At 60.9% G+C, this 25438-nt stretch carries 18 protein-coding genes; 13 read left to right on the top strand and 5 right to left on the bottom strand.

The window, feature by feature from the left end; all coding sequences use genetic code 11:
- Positions 1-48: 48 nt before the first annotated feature.
- Together ACYVI2_RS00650 and ACYVI2_RS00645 are read right to left on the bottom strand one after the other, a co-directional pair.
- On the bottom strand, positions 49-2118 hold the full coding sequence (locus ACYVI2_RS00650) for a 2Fe-2S iron-sulfur cluster-binding protein (protein ID WP_415822021.1): 2070 nt from the start codon (positions 2116-2118) through the stop codon (positions 49-51).
- Between the two features lie 119 nt (positions 2119-2237).
- Positions 2238-2849: a glutathione S-transferase family protein gene (locus tag ACYVI2_RS00645; RefSeq protein WP_415822019.1), complete on the bottom strand. Its 612-nt coding sequence runs from the start codon at positions 2847-2849 to the stop codon at positions 2238-2240.
- A 363-nt stretch (positions 2850-3212) separates the two neighbouring features.
- On the opposite strand from ACYVI2_RS00645, the gene ACYVI2_RS00640 reads away from it, so the two are divergent.
- The 6 genes from ACYVI2_RS00640 to pdeM all read left to right on the top strand — a co-directional run bounded on the left by ACYVI2_RS00640 (position 3213) and on the right by pdeM (position 16779).
- Complete coding sequence (locus tag ACYVI2_RS00640) at positions 3213-10334, top strand: autotransporter outer membrane beta-barrel domain-containing protein (RefSeq protein ID WP_460490246.1); 7122 nt, start codon at positions 3213-3215, stop codon at positions 10332-10334.
- A 105-nt stretch (positions 10335-10439) separates the two neighbouring features.
- Positions 10440-10988, top strand: coding sequence for a YdeI/OmpD-associated family protein (locus ACYVI2_RS00635; RefSeq protein WP_415819295.1), 549 nt, complete (start codon positions 10440-10442; stop codon positions 10986-10988).
- 25 nt (positions 10989-11013) lie between these two features.
- Positions 11014-12018 carry a ligase-associated DNA damage response exonuclease gene (locus tag ACYVI2_RS00630; RefSeq protein ID WP_415819296.1) on the top strand — a complete coding sequence of 335 codons (1005 nt, stop codon included), beginning with the start codon at positions 11014-11016 and terminating at the stop codon, positions 12016-12018.
- 60 nt (positions 12019-12078) lie between these two features.
- Entirely contained in the window at positions 12079-13683 is a 1605-nt protein-coding gene (locus tag ACYVI2_RS00625; RefSeq protein WP_415819297.1) for an ATP-dependent DNA ligase, read from the top strand.
- On the top strand, positions 13680-16142 hold the full coding sequence (locus ACYVI2_RS00620; protein ID WP_415819298.1) for a ligase-associated DNA damage response DEXH box helicase: 2463 nt from the start codon (positions 13680-13682) through the stop codon (positions 16140-16142). Before ACYVI2_RS00625 ends, ACYVI2_RS00620 begins: the two co-directional genes overlap by 4 nt.
- Positions 16126-16779, top strand: a complete 654-nt coding sequence (gene pdeM / locus ACYVI2_RS00615) for a ligase-associated DNA damage response endonuclease PdeM (protein ID WP_415819299.1) — start codon at positions 16126-16128, stop codon at positions 16777-16779. Before ACYVI2_RS00620 ends, pdeM begins: the two co-directional genes overlap by 17 nt.
- A 65-nt stretch (positions 16780-16844) precedes the next feature.
- Here the strand turns inward: pdeM and ACYVI2_RS00610 are convergent, their stop codons facing one another.
- The 3 genes from ACYVI2_RS00610 to ACYVI2_RS00600 form a co-directional block, all read right to left on the bottom strand.
- A complete protein-coding gene (locus ACYVI2_RS00610) occupies positions 16845-17306 on the bottom strand; it encodes a hemerythrin domain-containing protein (RefSeq protein ID WP_415819300.1) in 462 nt (153 codons plus the stop codon).
- A gap of 89 nt (positions 17307-17395) precedes the next feature.
- A complete protein-coding gene (locus ACYVI2_RS00605) occupies positions 17396-18283 on the bottom strand; it encodes a hypothetical protein (protein ID WP_415819301.1) in 888 nt (295 codons plus the stop codon).
- A 138-nt stretch (positions 18284-18421) separates the two neighbouring features.
- Positions 18422-18526, bottom strand: coding sequence for an entericidin A/B family lipoprotein (locus ACYVI2_RS00600; protein WP_415819425.1), 105 nt, complete (start codon positions 18524-18526; stop codon positions 18422-18424).
- A gap of 247 nt (positions 18527-18773) precedes the next feature.
- Between ACYVI2_RS00600 and ACYVI2_RS00595 the strand changes: the two genes are divergently transcribed.
- Genes ACYVI2_RS00595 through ACYVI2_RS00565 form a run of 7 tightly spaced genes read left to right on the top strand, consistent with a single transcriptional unit; the run spans position 18774 to position 25380 of the window.
- A complete protein-coding gene (locus ACYVI2_RS00595) occupies positions 18774-19583 on the top strand; it encodes a GntR family transcriptional regulator (protein WP_415819302.1) in 810 nt (269 codons plus the stop codon).
- Positions 19584-19604: 21 nt separating this feature from the next.
- Positions 19605-20810 carry an ABC transporter substrate-binding protein gene (locus tag ACYVI2_RS00590; protein ID WP_415819303.1) on the top strand — a complete coding sequence of 402 codons (1206 nt, stop codon included), beginning with the start codon at positions 19605-19607 and terminating at the stop codon, positions 20808-20810.
- Between the two features lie 3 nt (positions 20811-20813).
- A complete protein-coding gene (locus ACYVI2_RS00585; protein WP_415806143.1) occupies positions 20814-21689 on the top strand; it encodes a branched-chain amino acid ABC transporter permease in 876 nt (291 codons plus the stop codon).
- Positions 21690-21691: 2 nt separating this feature from the next.
- Entirely contained in the window at positions 21692-22660 is a 969-nt protein-coding gene (locus tag ACYVI2_RS00580) for a branched-chain amino acid ABC transporter permease (protein WP_415819304.1), read from the top strand.
- On the top strand, positions 22653-23408 hold the full coding sequence (locus tag ACYVI2_RS00575; protein ID WP_415819305.1) for an ABC transporter ATP-binding protein: 756 nt from the start codon (positions 22653-22655) through the stop codon (positions 23406-23408). Before ACYVI2_RS00580 ends, ACYVI2_RS00575 begins: the two co-directional genes overlap by 8 nt.
- Complete coding sequence (locus ACYVI2_RS00570; RefSeq protein WP_415819306.1) at positions 23405-24115, top strand: ABC transporter ATP-binding protein; 711 nt, start codon at positions 23405-23407, stop codon at positions 24113-24115. The genes ACYVI2_RS00575 and ACYVI2_RS00570 overlap by 4 nt, the downstream gene beginning before the upstream one ends.
- Entirely contained in the window at positions 24115-25380 is a 1266-nt protein-coding gene (locus ACYVI2_RS00565; RefSeq protein ID WP_415819307.1) for a 3-isopropylmalate dehydratase large subunit, read from the top strand. The genes ACYVI2_RS00570 and ACYVI2_RS00565 overlap by 1 nt, the downstream gene beginning before the upstream one ends.
- The last annotated feature ends 58 nt before the right edge of the window (positions 25381-25438 follow it).

The raw sequence follows: 25438 nt of genomic DNA, 5'->3' as shown, positions 1-25438 counted from the left end.
ATTTCTATAGCACGAGTTTCGGGAATCGTCACGGCTTTGAACTCGGTTTTAAAGTGCGAGGTGAATACGTTCGTCCGAGCCCGTTTGCTGTGCAGGGACGGCACAGCAGATCAGGACCTCGTCATCGGCAACGACTGCTGTCGGTGTCTTGATGTACGTGATGGCGCCTTTGACCAGTTTGGTGCGGCAGGTGCCGCAATTGCCTGCACGGCAACTGTAGTCCGGATTGAGGCCGCGTGCCTCTGCCAGGTCGAGAAAGGTCCCCGACTCTGGCGTCCAGCGCGCTTCTTTCAATGAATTGAGGAATGCAACAGGGACTGGCGTTGTCGCGGCGGGCAGGCGCACTGGTGCGGATGCTGGGGCGCCTGCATCGGGACTGCGTGTGAGCGAAGCCGGCCCGAATGCTTCCGCATGAATGCGGCGATCAGCCACACCATAGCTCCTGAGCCCGTCGTACAGCGCTTGCATGAACGCAGCCGGGCCGCAAAGGTAAAAATCATAGTCGTTGAACGACAGAAATCGGGTGAGTAATGCCATGTCGATGCGGCCTGCTGCGTCATAGTCCTGGCCGACGGTTGCGTCGGCGGTATCGCCCAGGACGCGAACGAGCCCTACTGCGCCGTTGGCATTGCCGAGCAGCTGGGACAGTTCTGCATCGAATGCGCGTTCAGCCTTTGACCGGGCAGCCTGAAATAGCACGGTGGGACGCACGCGCTGTTTGCGCAGTCCTTCGTAGACGACATGCCGCAGCATGGCGAGCATCGGCGTGATACCGACGCCACCCGCCAGTAATACGGCGGGGCGTGTTTCGTGCGCATCGATGGTGAATTCGCCAGCGGGCGCACGGGCCTGGACCGTGTCGCCTACCCGAATATGGTCGTGCAAGTAATGCGATACCGCGCCTTCGCGCTTGACGCTGATGCGATAGACGTTATCGGAGGGTGCGGCCGACAGGGTATAAGTGCGAATGAGCGGCATGGGGGTGTCAGGCATCGCAACGCGTATTGGCAGATGCTGGCCTGCCTCGTGCGCCAGCAGACTCAGTCCGTCGGCGGGCTGCAGATGAAATGACCGGATCGATGCGCTTTCGTCGACGATGCGCGTGACGGTGAACGGCCGCCAGCGCGTGGCCAATTCGCTTGCCTGCAAGCGGCCGGCCGCTTGAGTCCAATCGCCGGTCATCAGCGAGTTGGGCGACCAGCCGTCTTGCTGAAGCCGCCAGCGCAGTGCGAGGGCGCCCGGGCGGCGCACAATGCGGCGAGGACGGAACGTCCAGAGACGCTCTGCGCCCTGGAATGCGGCGATTTCCGGCGAATCCAGGATGACTTGTGCTTCGCCGGTCATCTGTAATACATCGCCGCTCTCATAATCGACAAAAAGGAGTCCGGCCTGATGGTTCAGGATAAAGTTGCCGAGCGTCGCAAAAAACAAATTGCCGTCGAAGTCAGGAATGGTGAGCATCCCGTCATCGTCGACGCGGACAAAACCGGCCTTGCCGCCGCGATGCGAAACGTCGACCTGCCGGCGGTCTTCCCGGTCGGCATACGAGGCGACAAAGAAAGTATCTGCGGTATCGATCATGGATCGAGCGGCGGGGTCGAGCTCGGACAGCTCTTCGCGTGCCGCTACGAACGGAGCATGAGGGTCGCGAACAAAATTGAAGTCGCGTAGCTGGATGTACCGCGGGCAGTTGCCAAAGCTCTGATCTACCTCGACGTGCAAGCCGTTGTCCGTGCTGGTTACGACGCCGTTCATCCGATTGCGCCGGCGAGTGTGCATTTCGATACCGAGCAGTCCGATCGGTGACTGCGCGTGTATGCCGCCATTCGCGGGATCGCTCGTGTCCGTATGAGTCTTGATGTCCAGCGTTGTCGGTGTAGGAGAACTCATGAAACCGGGCTCGCCGGACAGAATCGTGGCCCAGGCATTGTCATCCGAATCAACACTGCCCAGGACGATAAAGGGTAGCTGCGCATAGAACTCACGATGCTGGTCGGGCATGTAATCCCGTACGACCCGTTGACCGACGACGTGCATGCGTTCGGCGACGCCTACCTTTTCCTGTAGGTAAACCTCGCCCGCATGCCATACCGGTAGCCCTGACAGTTTCTCGGCCATTTCGGTTTCCTTGATAGTTCGTGACGCTGTGGACAGTGTTGATGCGGTGATCACAAGCGTGGATCCGGGCCTCGAACGCAAAGCCCGAGGTCGGCACTCTGACGCCAAGGTTTGAGCACTCAGGCCGTGAGTCCGGCCGAGGTCTGGACGAAAGGCGTGAATCCAGGCAGCGCTTCAATCCTGCGCAAAAAGGCATTGACTGTGGGATAGCCCGAGAGATCGACATTGCCCTCAGGTGCGCGCGCCACATAGCTGTAGAGGGCGACATCCGCGATCGTCGGATGGGTACCGACTAGCCACTCGTGATCAGTCAGATGATTTTCCACGCGGACGAGCAGGGTATGTGCTCGTGCAATGACTTCCTCGGGGTTGAATTTGGCGCCGAAGACGGTGATCAGGCGGGCAGCACAGGGACCATACGCCACTTCGCCAGCCGCGACGGACAGCCAACGCTGCACGGCAGCGGCACCCTGTGGGTCTTCAGGCAGCCATTCCGTCCGGCCCGATTTCTTTGCCAGATAGACGAGGATCGCGTTGGAGTCGGCAATGACGACGCCGTTGTCGTCCAGGACGGGCACTTGTCCAAACGGATTGAGCGCCAGGAATTCCGGGGTCTTGTGCGCGCCAGCTTTCAGGTCGACTTCGACGAGTTCGTGAGGCAGGCCTAGCAATGAGACAAACAGCTGGGCACGATGCGCGTGGCCGGAAAGCGGGTGGTAGTAGAGCTTCATATGTATCTCCTATGAGGGCCGGACCATGTGCCGCGCCGTTCACGAAGATTAATGAAGGACTGCTTTATACAGAATCCATTGATTTGGTACTTCACAATTTCAGTCGGAGGAATAATCTCTGCCGTGTTATTGCGGGATAAGGCGGCAGTTCAGGCGGTAGTTCATCGCGTTGCTTTAACACTTCGTACACAAAAATCCAGATAGACCTTCGCGGTCGTGATTTACCAAGCTGTGGTCGCTTGGTACCAAGACTCAAGGCCGGTGTTGACCGCAGAATCCGTCCTAGTATTTCCGCGTTTCCTTCCCCTACCTAGGTGATTGCCGGCTCGCAAAGGCAGGCAGCCTCATTATTCTGATAACAGCATGGCTAATCACGCATTTCCCTATTCGCTCACCACGCTTGCTGCGGCCATTGCGGGCGCATTGTTAAGCAGTGCCGCTGCGGCAGACACGACACTCTATTGTCCCGCCGCCAACGGCATGATCAGTTGCACCTATACCGGGACGAACTATTCAGAGCCCGTGGGGATCATGCGCAACAATACGGGTAGCGCGTATTCCGCACCCATGTACGTGACGACGAATTTCGACGTTAACGCGACGATCGTGCCTGAGTCGCAGGCGGGGCTGTGGATAGAGGCGATGGCAGGGACCGGGACGTTTAATAGCCCTAATGACGGCAATAACGCCGATGGCCTGACGCCAAATACGTCCGGAAACATCACGTTGACGGGTGGCGATATCGTTACCAATGGGGCGATTTACGGCCTGTTGGCAAAAATGAACGGGGGCAATGCGACGACTTCTGATGGTGGAGACGTCGGTGGCAATGGCGGCGTGGCGGGTGCCCAGGAAATACTGTATCTCGCCAACCAGGCCAACATCGACATGACGGGGTTGGCCCAGACGCAGATCCAAGGCGGAGCCGGCATTGCCGTGTTGAGCAAGGGTGGCAACGGAGCGAGTACGAACGATGATCACAACCCGTCGGGGGCGGGCGGTTATTCCAGCGGCTCGCGGCTCAAGAACGTCGGGCAGGTGTCGGCGACCGTGCAAGGGTCGACACGATTCTCGGGTTTGCAGGCCGCCAGCAATGGCGGCGAGGGCGCCACCCAGTACGACGGCGGGGCCAATTCGGGCGGCGACTCCGGCGACGTGTCGCTGCAGAACAGCGGGAACATCGTCGTTGACTGGACGTGGCGCAACGGGAATACCGCCAGCAATTCCAACGCGGCGGTATACGGCATCCTCGCCGAATCTCACGGTGGAAACGGCGGGGACACGACGACCGACGGATTGGGCAATGGTGGCGCGGGAGGCTATGCCAGCAGTGCGGTGATTACGCTGGAGACAGGCGGTTCGGTGCGCGTCATGCAACGCGGGACGCCGCCCAACACGGTTCAAGGGTCGCAGATTTTTCCCGGCGCTGGCGTGGCGGCTATTCTGCTGGGCGGTGACGGTGGTAACGGCTATGCGGATGAGGATCAGACGAGCGGCGGCAATGCCGGCGACGCCGGTACGATCGGCAGCTCGTCGCCCTCTTTGCAGATCATCAACACGGACACGAGTGTGTCCACCTCGGGCGATCCGTCTGCGGGCAGTTTTTCCCCGTCGGGGGATAAGCTGCCGGCCTTGCTCTTGTGGGCGAAAGGGGGAGAGGGGGCTGGTCTGTTCAATGACGATCCGCACTATTCCCGGCGTGATGGCGGCAATGGCGGCATAGCTGGTGACGCGAGTTTGACCGTCACTGCGCAGAATGCCGCAATCACCCTGTCGACCAATGGCAATTACTCGTCGGGCATACAGACGCGGCAGCAAGGAGGCGCAGGTGGTGCCGGAGGCCAATACAACGGTGACACTTTAGGGCTTGGCGACACGCATCCGTCCGGCATCGGGGGGGCGGGAGGCCAGGCGGGAGGCTCGACGATCTCTCTGACGGGGACGAGCGCATTACCGATCGCCATCACGACGCAAGGCCAAGAGTCTCATGGCATTTACGCCAGTCTGCTCGGCGGCGACGGAGGCGCAGGTGGTATATACGATGTCAACGTGGGCGGGCAGATAGCTGGAACGGCAGGGGCTGGCGGCTCCACCGGAAACATGAAAATCACGCTGAAGGGGACATCGATCTCTACGGTGGGCAGCCAGGCGTTCGGTATTCTGGCGCAAAGTCGCGGCGCAAATGGGGGCGATGGCGGCGAGGCGACTGGCGACGATGTGACGGGCGGGGCCGGCGGAGCGGGTGGATCGACGGGAACGGTCGACGTGTCGCTGGACGCCAATTCGAGCATTTCCACGCAGGGCCAGAGTGCCATCGGGATCCTGGCCCAGACCGCCAGCGGCGCGGGCGGTGACGGCGGTGGGGCGACGGGAGAGGGCTCCAGTACGGGAGGCGCGGGCGGCAGTGGTGGAAACTCCGGTGACATCACCGTCAACAACGCCGGCCAGATCGCAACGCGCGGCGTAGACGCCATCGGCATTTTGGCGCAGTCAGTGACAGGCGCCGGGGGAGCCGGCGCCGAATCCTATGGCATCCTGGATAGCAGCGGCGGCAGTGGCGGTTCGGCCGGTGTGACGGGGACCCTCACCGTGTCGAACTCGGGCCAGATCAGCACAAGCGGCGATATGGCGATCGGCGTCGTGATGCAATCCATTGGAGGCAGCGGCGGCACGGGCGGCACGGCGAGCGGCCTGCTCGTGGCCTTGGGTGGCAGCAGCGCCAGCAACACGTTGAGATCAGATGGCAGCAGCGTGAGGATCAATGGGTCGGCGTCCGGCTCCGTCACGACCAGCGGGGCAGGTGCGATCGGCATCCTGGCGCAGACCATCGGCGGTGGGGGTGGCGTAGGCGGCGGCTCCGAAGGCGCGGTCAGCATCGGCGCAACGGGTGGAGAGGGCGGATCGGGCGCTGTCGCCACCGCTGATCTCGATAGTTTTTTGATCTCGACCGGTGGCATGAACGCACATGGACTGGTGATTCAGTCGATCGGTGGCGGCGGCGGCAACGCCGGCAATGCCGGCAGCCTCGGCGTATTTGCTTCCGTGGCCATCGGCCAGGCAGGGGGCAGGGGAGGAAGCGGCGGCGCCGTTACCGCCAATCTTTCCAATAGCAAGGTGATTACCCAGAGTAGCAAGGCGGCGGGCATCGTGGCGCAGTCCATCGGCGGAGGCGGCGGAACAGGCGGCAGGGCGTTTGCGACCTCGGTGGGGGTGGGGGCCGACGGTGATGTCGCCATCGGTGGCTCTGGGGGCCTTGGCGGTCATGGCGGGCAGATCGGTTCTCAACTGGTGGGCAGCTACATTGCGACTGGTCAGGCGACGCAACTGACCACGGGCGCATGCAGCGGGACGTGCCTGCCATCGAATCAGTTGCCGGTTGATGCTTTCGGGGTAGTGATTCAGAGCATAGGGGGCGGTGGTGGCCTGGGCGGTAATGCCAGTTCGTCCGCGATCGCCACGGGGCTCGATGTCAGCGAGGATGCGCAAATCGCGCTAAGCATGACCGCATCGATAGGCGGATCGGGAAAAATCGGCGGCAATGGGGATTACGTGACCTTCGCTGCCTCGGACGGTACACAGATCACGACATCGGGCCAGGGCTCGCATGGCGTACTGATCCAGAGCATCGGTGGTGGGGGCGGCGCGGGCGGGGATTCCTCCGCCATGGCGGCCGCAGTGGATTCGGGTGATACCGCCTCCCTTTCCGTAGAGGGGAGTTTCGCATTGGGTGGCACGGGGGGCGCCGGGGGCCACGGCAGTTCCGTGTGGGCAGCGGTAGGGGGATTGATCAATGTCTCGGGCGGCACGGCGACGTTCACAGCCGATTCCAGTGGTATGTCTCCCAGCAATATCACGACCTATGGCGATTACGCCAATGGCATTACCGCTCAATCGATAGGCGGCGGGGGCGGCAACGCTGGGTTCGGCAGCGCCACTACGCACTCATTTGGCAGTGGGACCAATCTTGCCCCTACGGTCAGTTTGGGCGGATCCGGAGGAAACGGTGGTAGTGGCGGACTCGTGCAAGTCGAAGTCATGCCGCTGGGACAAGTGCAAACCTGGGGCTCCGGCGCAATTGGGGTATTGGCACAGAGCATCGGCGGCGGGGGCGGCGCGTCGCAGGGTGGCTCGTTCACGATCTCGGGCACGACGTCCGCCAAGACAGGAGGAATGACGCTGACATTTGGTAACGACGGAGCCGCTGGCAATGTGGGCGGGTCTGTGGTGGTCGACGTCGCAGGCCAGATCGCGACGCATGGTGGCGATGCACCGGGCGTCCAGGCGCAATCGATCGGTGGCGGAGGCGGGCAGGGTGGCTCCGCAGGGTCTGATGCCTCGGCCGACAACCCCATCATCGCCGCCGAGGAGGCCAGGTCTGCAACGAGCAATGTTGCTTCACAGTTGGCCAAAGTGCTCGCCGACGAGGATCCCAGCGCGCCTTCCCCCGTCTTTCAGGCGAACGTGACCATAGGTGGCACCGGCGGCTCGGGCAATACTGGTGGATCCGTCGGCGTGACGACGGCGTCCCCAGCCAGCATCATGACCGGGGGCGATTGGTCCACCGGCATTTTTGCCCAGAGCGTCGGGGGCGGCGGCGGCAAAGGCGGCAATGCGTTGGCCACGGGAACGGGATGGGTCGATCCCGGCAAATTCCGATTGAGCGCCGAATTGGCGTTGGGCGGTGACGGCGGCACAGGCGGCGATGGCGGCGCGGTGACGGTCAAACTGGGCGGCGGCTCGATTTCGACAAAAGGTTTCGGCGCGGCAGGTGTCCTGGCTCAGAGCGTCGGCGGCGGTGGCGGCCATGGGGCCGATGGATCCGATGGCTATATTGGTTCCGTGACGCTAGGCATGAGCGAGGGCGGTTCCGCGGGACCCGGCGGCGCGGGCGGGACGGTCGATGTCAGCGTTGACAACAGCCCTGTCAAGGTGACGACGAGTGGCGAAGCGGCGTTTGGCATCATGCTGCAATCGGTGGGCGGCGGGGGTGGCTTTGCCGGGGTCGGTTCCAGCGTCTCTGCTGGGGTGGGGGATTTCGAGATCGCGAAGATCAGTTTGAACACCTCTAGCGCCAATAACCAGATTGGCTCCAACGGAGGCACGGTCGAGCTGACGGGCGGCGGCACGGTGAATGTCGTGACCTCGGGCAACAACGCATATGGCGTCCTTGCGCAAAGCGTTGGCGGCGGCGGCGGGACGATCATCAATTCTCAAAGCCATCAGGCTGCGGCCGGCATCGAGGTGGGTGTACAAGGCTCCGGCATGAGCGTCGGTCAGCTCGGCGAAACCGACGGCGGAAACGTCACGCTGAATCTTGCCGCAGCCTCGGGTATCCGTACCTCCGGGACGGGCGCGCATGGGATCGTTGCACAATCGGTCGGCGGCGGTGGTGGCGTTGTGGGGTTGCCAGGTACCGGGGCAACATTGACGGTGGATGGGAGCAAAGCGCCGACTTCTTATGGAGGTACTGGCGCGGGTGGGAATGTGTCCATCACGGCCAGTGGCGGTATCTATACCGACGGAAATGGGGCGATCGGTATTCTGGCGCAAAGTGCCAGCGGCGCCGGAGGATTGCTGCTTTCGGATGATGGCCAGACGGTATATGCCGGTAAGGCAGTGACCGGCGGTTCGGCCAGCAATATGGGCTCTGGTACGGTCGACGTCACGGTTAATGCGAGTTCGGTCATTTCTGTCAACGGGACGAATGGCGTAGGCATCTTTGCGCAGAATGCCGGCTCGACCAATGGGGCAACTATTACGGTTAACGGCTCGGTCACGCTGGGCGCGACGGGCAATGTCGGCACGGCCATCTGGATGGACAGTGATCACAGCAGCACGCTCACCGTGGGCGAGACGGGCATCGTGCAAAGCTACGAAGGAACCGCGATACTCGGCACGGGCGGGCCACTGAATGTCACGAATAGTGGCTCGATTCAGGGCTCTGCGACATTGAATGGCGGCAAGATGACCAACGATGGTCAATATGCAGCAGGCGCCGTATTCGAGGGCGATCTGCTCAATAGCGGGCAGTTCATGCTTGGTGGATCAGAGGGGTTTTTGTCGGGATTGGATCGCACACGTTACGCCACCACGACGCTCACGGGTTCGTTTACGCAGACGTCGGCCGGTACATTGCAAGTGGGGGCGGATTTCAATGCCATGGAATCTGACGCGTTGATTATTAACGGCCCTGCCAATCTCGATGGCGCATTGCTGGTTGCGCCCCGGGCCTTGCTGCCCGAACGCGAGTTGGCGGTATTGACCGTCAACGGCGCGCAATCGGGTAGCTTGGCTGCTGATGACTCTCCCATTTTTGACTACGCGACACGGCAGTCCGGTAACACGACACATGTGCGTGTCGCTAAGGCAGACTTTAACGCCAGCGAGATGCAATTGAGCGCCAACCAGCGTAACGTCGCGAGTCATTTGCAGTACGGGTGGGACGATGGAGGGTCATCCGCGCTGGCGTCTTTGTATGCGCAGCTGGACACGGCGTCCCGCGCGGGGGCCGACGAGTATCAGCAGCGTGTTTCAGACCTGTCGCCGGGCGTCACGCTCGCGCCTGCTGCACAGATGCAGCTGGGCATGGCGCGCTTTACCAATTCAATGATGTCGTGCCCGGCTTTTGACGATGCGGGGGCGCTCACGACAGAGCAGAGCTGCTTCTGGGCAGAGGTGAGTTCGCGGCATACGAATCAGAATGGCGGTGACGGGACGGCAGGTTTCTCTCTGGACAGTGTGACCTATCAATTCGGCGGACAGCGTGAGATTGCGCCTCACTGGTTCTTCGGCGGTTCGATGGCCTATCAGAATTCCCATTTGCGCGGTGATGACCGCCGGGTCGGCGGGTCGGGCGATTCCGGATACGCCGGCATCGTGCTCAAACGTGAAATGGGCCCTTGGACGTTTTCTGGGGCGCTGGGTGGCGGCTACGGGTCTTTCGATCTGGACCGCAATCTGAGCATCGCGGGCTACGACAGCCAGGCGAAAGGTAAACCCGATGTGTATAGCTTCAGCGCACGGCTGCGTGCGGCACGCACCTTTGTACAGGGCGATTTCTACCTCAAACCCTACATGGATTTGACAGCTACCTACTCGCGCATGCCCGCTTATACGGAATCGGGCGATGCCTTGCGTTTGAAGGTGGATAGCAGCGATCAATTCGTGCTTGGCCTCGCGCCCGCAGTCGAGATCGGCGGACGTGTCGAACTGCCCAGAGGGGCCGTGTTGCGGCCGTTTGCCTACGCCGGTGTGTCGTTCCTGTCGGAAAACGGATGGAAAACCAAGTCGCGGCTGGATGGCTCGCCCGATGGGGGCGGCAGTTTCAGCACCAGGATGCCTACCGACAGCGTCATCGGCCGTATAGGCGCGGGTCTGCTGGTGTCGAAGGCTGCTGGAATAGATTTCCGCCTGCAGTACGACGGTGAGTTTGCGTCGCGTGGAAACAGCCACTCGGGGACGTTGAAGGTCGCTGTGCCGTTCTGAGGCGCGGCGCAGGCCGACCTGCCTGCGCCGCCCGTGGTAGTTGCTTGATTGGTCGCCGCGACGGTGGGTGGTATAAATTGAGTTGGTTTCCCACAGCATCCCGACATGGCAAACACCGACGCTTCTACTTTCCAGGCACAACTGCTGCGTCCGGCGAATCCGGGCGCGGATGATTCATGGGCGTTTCTGGTGTTGCCCAAAGCCGCTAGCGACACACTGCCCAGGCGAGGCAGGACGTCGGTGGAGGGGACGCTCAATGGGCAGCCTTTTCAGGCGACGCTTGAGCCGGATGGTCAATTGAGTCATTGGCTCAACGTCCCCCATGCGCTTCAAGAGGCAGCCGCCGCGTCGTTCGGCGATACGGTCACCGTTCAAGTCGTTCCGGCTGATCCCGAGCCAGAGCCTGCGATGCCCGACGACCTGCAGCAAGCATTGGCTGCGTCCACCGCTGCGACCGCCACCTGGAAAGACACCACGACGCTCGCACGTGTTGACTGGATCCATTGGATCGAATCTGCCAAGCAGGCCAAGACCCGTGCGCGCCGGGTGCAAAATGCCTGCGAGATGCTCGCCGAGGGCGAGCGGCGTGTCTGCTGTTTCGATCAGTCGGGCTTCTATAGCAAAAGCTTGAGCGCACCGAAAGCCAAAGGGTGAACGCTGCGCTTAGGAGGCGTCTTCTATGCCAGATATTGTGCAACTTCGCCCCGAAGGCCTGTACTGCCCGGCAGGCCAGTTTTACGTGGATCCGTGGCAGCCGGTGTCGACGGCGGTAGTGACGCATGGCCACGGCGACCATGCCCGCTCGGGGATGGGCAGCTATTACACCAGCCGCGAGGGGCTGCCTATTTTGCAGTGGAGACTGGGCGAGCAGGACTATCGAGCCTATAACTATGGCGAGGCCTTCACGCTGGGCGATGCTCGCGTGTCCTTGCATCCCGCAGGCCATGTGCTGGGATCGGCTCAGGTACGTATCGAGGCCGAGGGGCAGGTATGGGTAGTCTCTGGGGACTACAAACGTCAACCGGATCCGACTTGCCGTCCCTTTGAAGTCGTCCCTTGCGATACGTTCATCACCGAGGCGACGTTCGGTTTGCCCATCTATCGCTGGCCGGCCACCGCCGATGTAGCCCGTGAGATCGTGCAGTGGCGTGACCAGTGCGCCGCCCGTGGCGAGGCCGCCATCCTCTATTGTTATGCCCTGGGAAAGGCACAGCGGGTGCTCGCGGAACTCGCGCCGCACATCGACCGGCCAGTCTATCTGCACGGCGCCATCGCTGCCGGGGTAGATGTATATCGGCAGGCAGGGATCGCCATGGCAAACACGGAATTGGTAATGGAAACCGATCGTGCGACGAGAACGGGCGGCACGAATTTTGCTGGTGAGCTGATCATGGCGCCTCCCTCGGCGGCAGGCAGTCCGTGGCTGCGGCGGTTTCGCAAGGCGCAGCAGGGTTACGTCTCTGGCTGGATGCGATTGCGAGGCAATCGGCGGCGGCGCAATATGGACCGGGGGTTTGTGCTTTCTGATCATGCCGACTGGCCGGGTCTGTTGCGTACGATTCGTGAGACGGGGGCATCGCGCGTGATTGCGACTCACGGGGATACGCGCGCGTTGGTACGCACGTTGAATGAAGCTGGTGTGGCGGCTGAAACGCTGATGACGCAGTTCGAGGACGAGGAATAGGGACGCTGATGTCGCGATTCGTCTTGTTTAGACCTTCGAGTGAAGACAAATAGGGCGTGTATGAAACGATTCGCGGCACTCTATCAGGACCTCGACCGATCTACAGCCATCTTGGATAAGCGGGCCTCGCTGGTCGCGTATTTCCGTGACGCGCCATCACGCGATGCTGCCTGGGCGCTATTTCTGTTGGCAGGGGGCAAAATCACCAGCGCGCGCCGCAAGATCGCAGCGGTAGGCGAGTTGCGCGCATGGGTGGCCGAGGCCTCGAATACAGCTCCGTGGTTAGTCGAGGCCAGCTATGAGCAGGTAGGCGATCTGGCAGAGACGCTGGCACTGTTGGTGCCGGACCCGGAACAAGCAATTGCCGAACGCAGCCTGGCAGAGTGGATCGAAGAGGTCCTGGTGCCAGTGGCCAATCGGGACGAAGCCGAACGTCGTGATGTCATCGTGTCAGCATGGCGGGGCCTGCCGTTTGACGAGCGTCTCGTTTTTAACAAACTATTGACGGGCGCGTTGCGCGTCGGCGTATCGCAGCGCTTGGTGCAGCAGGCGCTGGCAGAAATGTCGGGCGTCCCGATCGCGCGTATCGCTCAACGCATGATGGGCGAATGGGCGCCCAGCCCGGCGTTTTTGCTGGCACTCCTCAGTACCGAAGCGTTGCCGGGCGATCGTCAGCAACCGTATCCATTTTTTCTGGCGTCTCCGTTAGAGAGCGAGCCGGAGACCCTGGGATCTATCGACGAATGGATGCTGGAGTGGAAATGGGACGGCATTCGCGCTCAGTTGATCCGGCGTCATCGCGAGGTGGCGCTGTGGTCGCGTGGCGAGGAGCGTCTGGATGGGCGTTTCCCGGAAGTCGAGGACGCTGCCGCTGCGTTGGACGCAGATTGTGTGTTGGATGGCGAGTTGCTGGCTTGGCAGGACGAAGCGCTAGGGCCCATGCCATTCTCTGCGCTGCAGACGCGCATTCAGCGATTGAAGCCCGGGCCCAAATGGCTGGCCGAGGCGCCAGTGCGGATGTTGGCGTATGACCTGTTGGAGCTCAACGGCAAGGACCTGCGCGAGCTGCCCCAGCTAGAGCGGCGCCGTCAACTCGAATCGCTGTTGCAGCAGTACCCGGATCCTCGGTTATGTCTGTCGCCATTGATACCTTTGTCCAACTGGAACGCAGCGACAAGGTTGCGAGAGGAATCACGTGAGCGTGGCGTAGAGGGCTTTATGCTAAAGCGCGCCAGTGCGCCATATCAGAGCGGCAGGCGGCGCGGCGATTGGTGGAAATGGAAAGTCGACCCTCTGACGATCGATGCGGTGTTGTTGTATGCGCAGGCGGGCCATGGACGGCGCAGCACGCTCTACACCGATTACACATTTGGCCTGTGGGACGGTGATACCTTGGTGCCGATTGCCAAGGCGTATTCCGGTCTGAACGACAAGGAAATCTTGGCGTTGGACCGGTGGGTGCGTGCGCACACGCTCGAGCGTTTTGGTCCGGTCAGATCCGTCAATCCCGTTCAGGTTTTCGAATTGGGTTTCGAAGGCGTCAATATCTCCAAACGCCATAAATCAGGGGTCGCGGTGCGTTTTCCGCGTATCCTGCGCTGGCGGCACGACAAGCCGGCTGCCGAGGCTGATCAGCTGGACACGCTAAAGGCGCTGGCACGATGAAAAGGATGCCGCGTCATTGGGACGCGCCGCTAGCCGCGTGGTTTCAAGCACGTGGCTGGAAGGCCGCCGCGTTTCAGTGCGAGGTCTGGCAGCGCTATCTGGCGGGCCAATCGGGCGTATTGCATACGCCGACCGGCAGCGGCAAGACGCTGGCCGCATTTGGCGGGCCGGTGCTGGAGGCGTTGGCCGAGCCTGATGCGACGCGGCCTGCAGCGGCACAGGGTCCGCGTGTCTTGTGGGTCACGCCGTTGCGCGCGCTTGCTGCTGATACCACGCAGGCACTGACCCAGGTCGTGACAGATCTGCAGCTGAATTGGACTGTCGCCATGCGTACGGGCGACGCCAGTGCACGTGACAAACGCCTGGCGCGGCAGGGAAAAGCCGATGTGTTGGTGATCACGCCAGAATCCTTGGCGTTGCTATTGTCCTATGCGGATTCATCGACCCGTTTTCACGCGCTGCGATGTGTGATCGTGGATGAATGGCATGAATTATTAGGGAATAAGCGTGGCGTGCTGCTGCAATTGTGCCTGGCGCGCTTGCGGCATTTGGCGCCGAGCCAGCGTACCTGGGGGCTGTCGGCGACGCTGTGCAATCTGGACGAAGCGCGCGCCGTACTGCTGCCTCACGCGCCCGATAGCATATTGGTGGCGGGTGCGAGGCCGCGCAAGGTGACGTTGTCGACGATGTTGCCTGCACCTGATCGAAGGCTGCCGTGGGCTGGTCATCTCGGGTTATCGCAGCTCGCCAACGTCTATAAACGCTTGTTCAAGGCAGGCACCAGCTTGCTGTTTACCAACACCCGAGCACAGGCCGAACTATGGCATCGCGCACTGGAATCGATATGGTTGGATGATCCCGCCACACTCGCGCTGCACCATGGTTCACTGGACCCGAAGCTGCGTGCCAACGTCGAACAGGGATTGCGCGAGGGTACGCTGCGTTGTGTAGTGGCCACCTCCAGTCTGGATCTGGGTGTCGATTTTCCAGCAGTAGACCAAGTCCTGCAAATCGGCAGCGCCAAGGGGGTGGCCAGATTGTTGCAGCGTGCTGGCCGCGCCAAGCATCGCCCTGGTACGTCTGGCCACGTTATCTGCGTGCCGACGCAGGCCTTGGAACTCATCGAGTTTGCCGCTGCCCGGCAGGCCATCGCCCGTGGGGATATCGAATCGCGCCGGCCATTGAGCGATTGTTGGGATGTGCTGGCGCAGCATGCGGTTACCTTGGCGCTGGGCGGCGGTTTCGATGCCAGGGCGCTTTATGACGAAGTCCGGCAGACACATGCATACGCCTCGCTGAGTCCTGCCGCCTGGCAATCAGTGCTGGATTTCATAGAGCAGGGCGGTAATGCGTTGGCCAACTATCCCGAGTTTCGGCGAGTGCAGCGCGACGAAGACGGCTGGTATCGCGTACATGACCGGCGCATCGCATTGCGTCATCGTCTTTCGATCGGCACGATCACGGCCGACGGGGCGATCTCGGTCAAGTATCTGCGCGGTGGCAGTCTGGGCTCAGTCGAGGAAGCGTTTCTCGCGCGACTGCGCCCCGGGGATCAATTTCAGTTCGCGGGCCGTACGTTGCAACTGGTGAGGTTGGAGGGCATGACAGCCTATGTGCGGCGAACGAAGACGGGAATCGGTCCGGTTGCCACCTGGCAAGGCGGGCGTATGCCGCTGTCTACTCAACTGGGCCGCGAAGTCGAACGTGTTTTTGCGCACCCTGGTACTCACCCGGAAATGCGGGTGGCGCAGTCGCTCTTGCGTATTCAGGCTCGCGCTAGTGCTCTGCCTGATCAGGACCGTTTAGTCGCCGAGTGCATTACTACACGGCGCGGTATGCATCTTTTTCTGTTCCCGTTTGCGGGACGAGCCGTGCACGAGGGGATGGCGGCCATGATGGCATTGCGGTGGGGGCGGCTGCAGGGTAATACGTTTTCTTATACCGTGAACGATTATGGTTTGATGTTGACCTTGGCCGAGCCCGCAGCGGTGGACGACGCATTGCTGCGGCGACTGCTCAGCGCAGAGGGGGTGAGCAATGACTTGAGCGAGGGCATCAATCTGGGCGAGCTGGCACGTCGGCAGTTCCGTGAGATTGCGCGAGTCGCGGGACTGTTGACGCCCTCTATGCCTGGGCGCGAAATGCGTTCGTTGCGTCAGGTGCAGGCATCCAGCGGTCTGCTGTACGACGTGCTGAGGCGCTATGACCCAGGGCACCTGTTGTTGGCGCAGGCCGAACGCGAGGTCTTTGAACAGCAATTGGACATGCCGCGGCTCATGGCAGTATTGGAGGAATGCGCGGCACGTACGTTGGTCCTGTGCGAGCCGCATGCGTTGACACCGCTGTCGTTCCCGTTATGGACGGAGAGCCTGCGCGGGCAACTCAGCACACAGACCTGGCAGGATCGCGTGAAACGCGCCGCTGCGCAATTGGAGAAACGCTATGCCCGCATTGCCTGAGGGCGCGCTGAGTGTGCAGCTGGCGGGAGAGCCTATGTTGCTGTTGGGCGAACGCGCGATGTTCTGGCCGGCGCGTCGACGTTTGATTATTGCTGACCTGCATTTGGGCAAAGGACATGTTTTCCGGCGAGCAGGTATCGCCGTTCCCCGTGGCGCTACTGAGGATGACCTGCGACGCCTGGCAGGCCTGGCGGTGATGACGGATGCCCGGGAATTATGGATTGTCGGCGACGTGCTGCACGGTCCGGCTACACAGGCCCAATGGCGCGACAGTTGGAGCCGCTGGAGACAGGCGCACGCGGCATTGCAAGTCGCGGCATTGACCGGCAATCATGATCGCGCGCTGGATGGCGAGGCCTTGGATATCCGCCAACTAGGAGAGTTTCAGGCCGATGGTCCATTCGTATTTCGTCATTTACCTCAGCGCGATGCGGATGGCCGCCATGTTATCGCTGGACATGTGCATCCACAGGCTCGTCTGTCCGGTGTGCCGCGTAACTGGCCAGTATTCTGGTTAAGGCCCGGCATGACGATTCTGCCTGCTTTTTCAGCATTTACCGGAGGACAACGGCCCGATATCGAGCGCGGCGATACCTTGATCGCCTGCGTCGATGGGACGGCTATTCCGATCCCGTGATTAGGACATCTGTGTCCTGAGAACGGTCGTTGATTAGCCCGTATAGCACAGATGGACGATCTTCCTTATTGATTGGCCAGTACCTCTTTCATACGAGCATAGTCCTGTAGATACTGCCGCCCCAATCGGATTTTTTGCCTATCGTTAAGAATCTTTCCAGAGATCTGAAAGAACTTCTTTTCCTCTTCGCGTAGATGATGACGGACCTCATCTGATAGTTTTTTCGCTTTGGACAGCCAGCTGCCGCCGCGCGTTTCGGCTTTGCCGAGGTCCTCGACATACTCGTCGATCTCATGATGCTCGGCCAAGGCATGACGCGAAGGATCCAGACCCATGTCGTCCATCAGAATAGGCGCATACAGAAACCGTTCTTCTGCCGCTGCGTGAGCGGCGAGCTCGATCTTCAGCTCCCGGTAGATTTCGAGACGGCGCTCGCTATGAGGCGCTGCGCGTAGCAGCTTTCTGCATAGTGAACGCTGAATCTCATGACTTTCGCGCAGGGCGTCATAGATAGTGGCAGCAGCCATAGTGCCTCCTTTTTTAACGAAGAAAAGCCGATTCCACCGGTGTCCTCGACACTGGAACTTTACATCCACTATCGAGGAGCAACCGCGCCTTAGCGATCGCGGGAGCGTCCGCCGATCGTCGCGCAGAAGCTTGCGACAAAAGCGCCCACCAGTAGCGACGCGAACGCCCACAACGAGAATCCTGCGGCGGCCTTGCGCGTGGCATCGGCAGTTTCGCGGACTTTTTGCTCTGCTTCGCGCGCGGTTTGTTCGGCTTGGTCCTGGATCTCCGTCAGGCGTTGCTGCGCTGTCGATTCATCTACGCCTGCGCGTTGAGCGATCAGCTTGACGAGGTAGTCCTGGTCTGTGTCAGACAGTGCACCGGTAGCGAGGCTGCGGCCGAGAATGCGCGATGCCTCTTGCCGAATATCCCCCTGGGCCGTCGCGACCAAGGGATCATTGGGGCGCAACAGGGCATCGGTGAAATAGTCCAGGGAAAAACTGTCTGAGCCGTCTTGCCCGGCTGTTGCCGTGACGGCGCCTGCACCGGCGCCCGCAATAGTGGCGCCCGCTTTGGCCGTGCCCGAGACCACAGACGCCACGGTGGTGCCCAGCAAAATCAGTCCAACGACAGCGCTCAAGGCCCAGACGAGAAAGCCATGGGCAGTATCCCGAAAATAGATCTCGTCGTCGTGGACATCGGTCCATTTCGTACGCAGCCGCCCCGCGACATAACCCGCGATCCCGTAGGCGACGATGTGTGTGAAAAAGAGCCAGATGATGGATCCCACCGCGAGAGCCGGCCCGGAGGCGCCCTCATCCCGCCACGGAGACATCGAGACGAGCCCGAGTCCTGTACCACCGATGACCAACATCGCGGATACCGCTGAGGCGATAACGGCGCCGGCGATGACGGCGCCCCACGATACGGCGGAGTGCGGCGACTCTACGCCGCTCAAATCATGAGCATAAGAAGTCACGGACTGATCATTCTGCATGACATTTCCTTGTTTTGGTTGAGGTCACCCGCACTGAATAGTCAGTGCCAGAATAGGGCTAGCAAAATGATGATGGGGATGGGTACGCCCAGCAGCCACAAAAGTATGGATCGCATATGGTCTCCTTGTTGACGGCAGTTATTGCGACTTTTCCTGAATCTTTTCCCCACCGCGTTCAATATCCTGTCCGGCTCCGTGCATGGTGTTGCAACCGGCAGTGAGGCTCGCGGCGATCAGGGCCATGATCAGAATGAATTGCTGGCTTTTCATGGTGCGTCCTTGGCAGAGTGTTGACGTGCCGTGCGTCAGCAAGTCTCGTGCCTGACCTGCATTGGTTGGGACAGGAGGTAGAGCTGCGTTTCTGTTCGGGCAGGCCGATGTGCTTCGACGAGACCGGCGCGCAACTGATATTGGTAATTACCCGATAGAACAGCTATATCACCATTTGTTCTATTGACGATACATTGGGACATGGACAGAATCTTTGTCTATGGGAACCTCCTTACCGCTACCGAAATATCACCAGATCTACCTCATCTTGCGCGAGCAGTTGCAAGAAGGGCGTTTCGATCAGGATGGCGTGCCAGGCGAACTCGCGTTGGCCACGCAGTTCGAGGTGGCGCGCATCACCATCCGCAAGGCGATGGAAATGCTGGTGGCGGATGGGCTCGTATCGCGCCGCCCGGGATTGGGCACGTGGCCGACACGGCACGCGCCCGCGGCGAGCACCCGAGACACGAACAGTGCGACAAAGAGCCCGCGCCAAAAGGCCCATCTGGTGGGCCTGATGGAAAACATCGTCAATATGGGTTTGCGCACGTCGGTGCATGTGTTGGATAGCGAGCTGGTCAATGCCTCGCCTGCCGTGGCCGAGTCGTTGGAAATTCCTGTGGGTACCCCCGTGCACAAGAGCTTGCGCGTGCGCAGCACCGAGGCGGGGCCCTTATCCCACATCACTACCTATGTGCCGCAGGCCGTGGCGAATTTCAGCCGTGCGGATCTGGAGCGTCAACCGTTGTTGATGTTGCTGGAGGCTGCAGGGGTCGAATTCGGCGGCGCGACACAAACCATCGGAGCCCGCTTGGCGGATGCGCAGATCGGCCGCCATTTGGATGTGGCGGTGGGGTCGGCGTTGCTGTCGGTGGTTCGTTTGGTACGTGATGTGAATGATCGTCCGGTGCAGCTGTTGCATGGTTTGTATCGCCCGGATCGCTATCAATATCAATTGCAGCTGTCGCGCGTCGGGGACATCGACGCCAAGGTCTGGGTCAGCGAAGAGCTCTCGGCCCAATTTCATTAAGTCTCTTTCGGAGTTTTTGCCATGACGACGCGCCGTACTTTTTTGACGCAGTCCGCCGCCGCGGCTGCTGTGTTATCTGCACCCTGGATGGTGCGTGCCCAGTCCGCTACGCCGGTGAAAGTCGGAATTCTGCATCCGGTGACGGGCGCGTTGGCATATTCGGGCCAGCAATGCCGCTTGGGGGCTCTGCTGGCCATCGAGGACATCAACAAGGCCGGCGGTATCAAGGCGCTGGGCGGCGCCAAGCTGGAGGCTTTGCTGGGGGACGCACAATCGCGTCCCGAGGCCGGCTCCGCCGAGGTGGAAAAAATGAACGCCGCGGGCGTGTCGGCGATTGTGGGTGCGTACGCATCCGCCATCTGTCTGGCGACGACGCAGACGGCGGCCAAATATGGACTGCCTCATGTGGTGGATGTCGGTGTGGCGGATCAGATCGTTGAGCGAGGCTTGAAAAATACCTTCCGTTTTGGGCCGGGCTATCGTACGTGTACTGAGCGCGCGATTACCGATCTGGTGGCGTTGAATGACGCGGCAGGCAAGCCGGCAAAGACCGTAATGATCGTGCACGAGGATTCGTTGTTCGGTACGGGGACGGCAGCGTTGTTGTCCAAGGCTCTGCCAGAGCATGGTTTCGAGGTGAAAGAAGTCGTCAAACACCCGAACCCGACCCGCGACTTCAACAATATTGTGCTGCGCATGCGTTCGGTGAATCCGGACATCGTGATTCCGGCAAACTACTACAACGAGTACGCCTTGCTATTGCGTGCGATGAAGCAGCAAAAGGTGAGCCCGAAGGCAATTTATTCCGTATTGGGCGGCGCAGCATCGAGCTATAAATTCCTGAAAGAATTCCCTGACGTGGCTAACGGGATCATCGATTGCAATCACTGGTTCAATCCCAAGGATGCCCGCGTCGCGCCGCTGAAAGCACGTGTCGAGGAAAAGGGCGCGTACTTCAGCTACGAGGTCTTCATGACCTATGTCAGCGTCTACCTGTTGGCCGACGCGATCGAGCGCGCCAAATCCACGGATCGGGCGGCGATCACCGAGGCATTGGCCAGCAGCACGTTCTCGGATCATTTGATGCCGTATGGGCCCACGAAATTCGTGAATGGCCAGAATACCGGTGCGCAGCCTCTGCTGACACAGGTGATCGGCGGCGATATCAAGGTGATCATCCCTGAGGCATACCGTCAGGCCAACGCCCAGTTTCCGGTAAAGGCCTGAGCGATGTTGTGGGATCCTGCCATTCTGTTGTCTGCCGTGCTCAACGGCCTGACCACGGGCGCGGTGTACGCGCTGGTGGCGTTGGGCTTGACGCTGATTTACGGTGTTTTGCACATCATCAATTTCGCGCACGGCGCTGCCCTGATGGTGGCGCTGTACGCCGTCTATCTGCTGAAAGAGCGTTTGGGGCTGGATCCCTATATGGCGCTGCCGTTCGTGATGGCGGGCATGTTTGTGCTGGGGTATTTCCTGCAGCGCGTCATCATCAGCCGCGCCAGCCACGGCAAGGACGAGAACATTCTCTTGGTGACCTTGGGGCTGTCGATCGTGCTCGAGAATCTGGCGCTGGTGTGGTTCAAATCGGATACGCGCAGTATCGATACCGCCTATACCTTGTCCACGGTCGAAATCGGGCCGGCATTGATCGCCTTGCCGAAAGTCATCGCCTTTGCAGGGGCGATGGTTGTAGCGGCCGTGTTGCTGTGGGTGATCCGCCGCACTGACCTGGGCCGCGCCATACGTGCCGTGGCAAAGGAAAAGCAGGGTGCCAAACTGATGGGCATAGATGTCGAACGCGTATACGCCTTGTCGTTTGCGATCGGTATGGCCTGTCTGGGCGCTGCAGCGTGTTTCCTGTTGCCCGCGTATTACGTCAATCCGCAAGTGGGCAGTGGCTTTGTGCTGATCGCTTTCACGATCGTGGTGCTGGGCGGCATGGGCAGTTTTGCCGGAGCCTTGGTCGGCGGTTTGTTGATCGGGGTAGTGGAGTCGTTGGGCGGCTTGTTCCTGGGCGACTCGCTGGGCCAGATGGGCATCTTTGCCATCTTTATTCTCGTGTTGCTGTTTCGCCCGCAGGGGCTGTTTGGGGCGAGGGCGTGACCATGAAGGATTTATACGGGATCCTGATTTTTGGCCTGGCGGTGGCTGTGGCGACGATGTTCGTGCAATCCGGCGTATGGCTGACATTCATCATGATGTCGCTGTATGCGGCGTTGCTGGCGCAGGCGTGGAATATTCTGGGCGGTTATGGCGGGCAGTTATCGTTTGGCCACGCCCTGTTTTTTGGTGTCGGGGCCTATGCCCAGGCGTTAGGGCAACTGAACTTGGGCATTAATCCATGGGCGGTGTTGCCGGTAGCGATCGTCTGTGGCGCGCTGGTAGGGCTGATCGTGGGGGGATTGACCTTTCGCTACGGCTTGCGCGGCTCATATTTCGCATTGGTGACCTTGGCCTTTGCCGAGGTGTTTCGCATCATCGCCGGATCGGTGCCGTTCACGGGTGGCGGTGTGGGTTTGATGGTGCCGCTGAAAGAGGGCGTGGCCAATATGCAGTTTGCCTCGCGTCACGGCTATATCTATTTGATCCTGGTGTTTGTGCTGTTGGCGCTGGGTGTCACGGCGTGGCTGCGGCATTCGCGTTTCGGCGCGTATTTGCAAGCCGTGCGTGATAACGAGGATGCGGCGCGCGCCATCGGCGTAGACCCGTTGAATATCAAGCTCAAGGGTATTGCGATCTCGGCAGCGTTCATGAGCGCGGCAGGCGCGTTCTACGTGCAGGTGTTTCAGTACATCGATCCATCGATTGCTTTTGGACCGGCAGTATCGGTCGAGGCGTTGGTCGGGGCGATTGTCGGCGGCATCGGTACCTTGTGGGGCCCGATTGCAGGCGCAGTGGCGCTGCACGTGTTGGCGGACTTTACGCGCAATCTGTTTGGCGAGTTACCCGGTATCAGCATGGTGATTTACGGCCTTGTCTTGATTGCCATCGTGATGTTTGCGCCGCGAGGATTATCGGGCTATGGCCAGCCAGTGATGCGCCTGTTTAGCCAAAAGGGGCGTAGCCATGGCTGATATCTTGCTTCAGGCAGAGAATCTCTCGATTACGTTCGGTGGGGTAAAAGCGGTACAGGATGTGAGCCTGGCCGTGCCGCGCGGCAGTTTGACCGCATTGGTCGGGCCCAACGGTGCCGGCAAAACGACGCTATTTGGTCTGTTGTCAGGCTTTTTGCGTGCGCAACAAGGGCGTGTCCTTTTTGACGGAGCAGACATTACCGGGATGGCCCCGCAACGCTCGGCACAGTTGGGGCTGACGCGCACCTTTCAGGTGGTGCAGCCCTTTGGCGCGCAGACGGTGCGCCAGAACATTGCCGTAGGAGCGCATTTGCGAGTCGCCAATCGCGCCCAGGCGCTGGAGGCTGCCGAGACGATTGCGAGACGCGTGAATCTGCATCGCCAGCTGGACAAACCCGCCGCCGATCTGACAGTGGCGGGCCGCAAACGGTTGGAATTGGCTCGGGCCCTGGCTACGCAACCTCGTGTGTTATTGCTGGACGAGGTGCTGGCGGGACTGAATCCAGCTGAGATTGACGAGATGATTCCGGTGGTGCGTCAGTTGACGGCAGATGGCATCACTGTCTTGATGATCGAACACGTGATGCGTGCCGTGATGAGCCTGGCAGAACATGTCTGGGTATTGGCGCAGGGGCGATTGATCGCCGACGGCGCGCCGTCGGTGGTGACTCGTGACGCGGCGGTGGTCGAGGCCTATCTCGGTCACGGCGCTGCCGCGCGCATCGCCGCTATGGAGATGCGAGCATGAGCGCGTTACTGGAAGTCAATGGCTTGCGAGCGGGCTATGGCCGTATGGAGGTCCTGCGCGGCGTCGATCTGCATGTCGAACAGGGCGAGATTGTCGTATTGCTCGGCAGCAATGGCGCGGGCAAGTCCACGTTGAACAATACGTTATGCGGCCTCTATCGCCCTTGGGAAGGACAGGTGCGCTTCGATGGCCAGAACTTGACGGGAAAACATTACCGCGAGGTCGTCAAGGCAGGCTTGATCCAGGTGCCGGAGGGGCGCCGGGTATTTCCTAATCTGAGTGTGCGGGAGAACCTGGAATTAGGCTCTTTCACACGAGCGCGTGAACGCCGTGGCGCAAATCTGGATCGGGTGTTGACGATTTTCCCCCGCCTGGGCGAGCGTCTGACGCAGTTCGCGGGGACGATGTCTGGCGGCGAACAGCAGATGCTGGCGATCGGACGCGGCTTGATGGCAGAGCCGCGCCTGTTGATTTTGGACGAACCTTCGTTGGGCCTGTCGCCGTTGATGGTGGAAGAAATGTTCGGTTTGATCAGCCGTTTGCACGAAGACGGTTTATCGATCCTGTTGGTCGAGCAGAACGTGGGCCAGTCGCTCGAGGTCGGGCAGCGTGCGTACGTACTGGAAGACGGCGCCATTCGCCATAGTGGCGGCTGTGCTGAGTTGATGGCCAGCGATGATGTGCGTCGAGCATATTTGGGGATGTAATGATGAAACAGACCCTGGCACAAAAACTGATCGCCGCTGCGAGCGGTCGAGATACTGTCGCCGAAGGCGAGATTGTGACTTGCTCCGTGGATCTGGCGATGTTCCATGATTCCAGCGGCCCTCGCCGGCTGGAGCCCATGTTGCGCGAATTGGGCGCGACGATCTGGGATCGCGACAAAGTGGTGCTGGTGATCGATCACTATGTGCCGGAATCAGACGAGGAATCGCGCCGCATCGTGCGTATTGCCCGGGATTGGGCGCGCAGCGAGCGCTTGCCGCATGTCTATGACAACCAGGGCATCTGCCATGTCGTAGTGCCGCAGGGCGGTCATCTGCGTCCAGGCATGTTCTGTGTCGGCGGGGATTCGCATTCACCGACTGGTGGGGCGTTTGGCGCGTATATGTTTGGCGTGGGCAGTACCGAGATGCTGGGCGTGGTCGTCACGGGGCAGATCTGGGTCAAGGTGCCACGGACCCTGATGATGCGTTGGAACGGCCGCCTCGCCGATGGTGTGACGGCCAAGGACATGATGCTGCACCTGATTGGCCGCTATGGCATGAATGGCGGACAGTATCAGGCGGTGGAGTTCTGCGGTGAGGCGGTGCGGGCCTTGTCCATGCCGGAGCGCATGACCCTGTCCAATATGAGCGCGGAACTCGGATCGCAAGTCGGTCTGGTGGCTCCGGACGAGACAACTGCAGCCTGGCTGCGCGAGGTCGGTGTGACCGAGCCGCTGGACGTGCAGCGCTGGCACAGCGATGAGGGCTGCGATGCCGAATGGTATGACTTTGATGCCAGTGCATTGGCGCCTCAGGTGGCTGCCCCGCATAGCCCCGCCAATGCGCGCGATGCGGGCAGCTATCGCGATATCGCGGTGCAGGCGGCGTATATCGGTGCATGCACCGGCGCCAAACTGGAGGACCTGCGGGCCGCCGCCCGCGTGTTGCGCGGCAAGCGTCTGGCAGACGGCATGCGCCTGATCGTCGCGCCAGCCAGCATGAAGGACCAAGCCGCTGCGGCACAAGAGGGCGTGATGCAGGTACTGACAGACGCCGGGGCGCAAATATTGCCTACCACATGCGGCGCGTGTGCCGGCTATGGCGGTTCGATCCCGGATGGGGCCACGGTGATTTCCAGCACGGCCCGCAATTTCAAAGGCCGTATGGGCTCGGAGTCCGCGCAGGTGTATTTAGGCTCGCCGTACAGCGTGGCGGCTGCCGCCGTGGCCGGCCGCATTATCGACCCACGCGAGGTGATGCAGTGACGACGCAATACCGTGATGTGTATAAGCGCTTGTGCCAGCCCGCGCTGGCTCAAAGCAG

The organism is Bordetella tumbae (genome assembly GCF_054780995.1).
Note: the sequence above shows the minus strand (reverse complement) of the source record. Positions and strands in the feature narration are given on the sequence as shown.